Origin of the sequence: Eubacterium ramulus ATCC 29099, from assembly GCF_000469345.1 — a bacterium.
Classification (GTDB): domain Bacteria; phylum Bacillota; class Clostridia; order Lachnospirales; family Lachnospiraceae; genus Eubacterium_I; species Eubacterium_I ramulus.
Genome location: NZ_KI271168.1, coordinates 1 through 2,122, shown reverse-complemented (window position 1 = coordinate 2,122; position 2,122 = coordinate 1). Strand labels below are relative to the sequence as shown.

At 51.7% G+C, this 2,122-nt stretch carries 1 rRNA gene; it reads left to right on the top strand.

Annotated features, from left to right (window positions below):
• Positions 1-2,122 (top strand): 23S ribosomal RNA (locus HMPREF0373_RS12325); the annotation flags it as partial.

The following is a 2,122-nucleotide window of genomic DNA, read 5'->3' as shown; positions in this document are numbered from 1 at the left end:
GGTCAAGCGAAGAAGAGCGCAGGGTGGATGCCTTGGCACTAAGAGCCGATGAAAGACGTGATAAGCTGCGATAAGCTGCGGTAAGGAGCAAATATCCATTGACCCGCAGATCTCTGAATGGGGAAACCCACATGAGAACACCTCATGTATCCATACGCCAATCCATAACGTATGGAGGGGAACCCGGTGAACTGAAACATCTAAGTAGCCGGAGGAAGAGAAAGAAACATCGATTCCGTAAGTAGCGGCGAGCGAACGCGGAAGAGCCCAAACCATGGTGCGTGCACCATGGGGTTCGGACTGCATAATTGATTCAATGATCCTAGCAGAATGGTTTTGGGAAAGCCAGCCAAAGAGGGTGAAAGCCCCGTAAGCGAAAGGAAAGTTGACATGGCAGGATCCAGAGTACATCGAGACACGTGGAACCTTGATGGAAGGAGCGGGGACCACCCCGTAAGGCTAAATACTACTTAGTGACCGATAGCGCATAGTACTGTGAAGGAAAGGTGAAAAGGACCCCGGGAGGGGAGTGAAAGAGAACCTGAAACCCTGTGTTTACAAACTGTCGGAGGGCTTTATATGCCCGACGGCGTACTTTTTGTAGAACGGTCCGGCGAGTTGTGCATACTGGCAAGGTTAAGGGATAAAGTCCCGGAGCCGCAGGGAAACCAAGCCTTAAGAGGGCGAGATAGTCAGTGTGTGCAGACCCGAAACCGGGTGACCTATCCATGTCCAGGTTGAAGTTGCCGTAAAAGGCAATGGAGGACCGAACGCACATCCGTTGAAAAGGGTGGCGATGAGGTGTGGATAGCGGAGAAATTCCAATCGAACCCGGAGATAGCTGGTTCTCCTCGAAATAGCTTTAGGGCTAGCCTCGTTTTAGTCTGGTGGAGGTAGAGCACTGAATTCCCAAGGGGGCGTCAAAGCTTACTAAGGGATATCAAACTCCGAATGCCATACAGATGATGAACGGGAGTCAGACTATACGAGATAAGTTGGATAGTCAAAAGGGAAAGAGCCCAGACCCGCAGCTAAGGTCCCAAAGTGCATGTTAAGTGGAAAAGGATGTGGGATCTCTAAGACAACTAGGATGTTGGCTCAGAAGCAGCCATTCATTCAAAGAGTGCGTAACAGCTCACTAGTCGAGAGGTCCTGCGCCGAAAATGTCCGGGGCTAAAACATGCCACCGAAGCTTGGGAATGACATAGTCATTGGTAGAGGAGCATTCTTAACGCGAAGAAGCAGTACCGGAAGGAGCTGTGGAGTGCTAAGAAGAGAGAATGCCGGAATGAGTAGCGAGAACAAGGTGAGAATCCTTGTGGCCGAATATCCAAGGTCTCCAGGGTAAAGCTGATCTGCCCTGGGAAAGTCGGGACCTAAGGTGAGGCTGAAAAGCGTAGCCGATGGACAACAGGTTGATATTCCTGTACCGCATGGTAACAGAACTGTGGGGACACGGGAGGGAAACATGGGCCGGAAATGGAAAGTCCGGTACAAACGGGGTAGTCGCACAGCAGGCAAATCCGCTGTGCATGAGACGAAGCCGTGATGTGGAGCGAACTAAAGTAGTGAAGCATGTGCCCCCTCCTGTCGAGAAAAGCCGCTATTGTTTGCCATGCGCCCGTACCGTAAACCGACACAGGTGGATGAGGAGAGAATCCTAAGGCCGGCGGGAGAAGCATTGTCAAGGAACTCGGCAAAATGACCCCGTAACTTCGGGAGAAGGGGTGCCCACGCAAGTGGGCCGCAGAGAATAGGCTCAAGCAACTGTTTAGCAAAAACACAGGTCTATGCGAAACCGTAAGGTGATGTATATGGGCTGACGCCTGCCCGGTGCTGGAAGGTTAAGAGGAGAGGTTAGCGCAAGCGAAGCTTTGAATCCAAGCCCCAGTAAACGGCGGCCGTAACTATAACGGTCCTAAGGTAGCGAAATTCCTTGTCGGGTAAGTTCCGACCCGCACGAAAGGCGTAATGATTTGAGCGCTGTCTCGACAATGCACCCGGTGAAATTGAAGTACCAGTGAAGATGCTGGTTACCCGCGCCAGGACGGAAAGACCCCATGGAGCTTTACTCCAGTTTGGTACTGGAGCTTGGTATTGCATGTACAGGATAGGTGGGAGC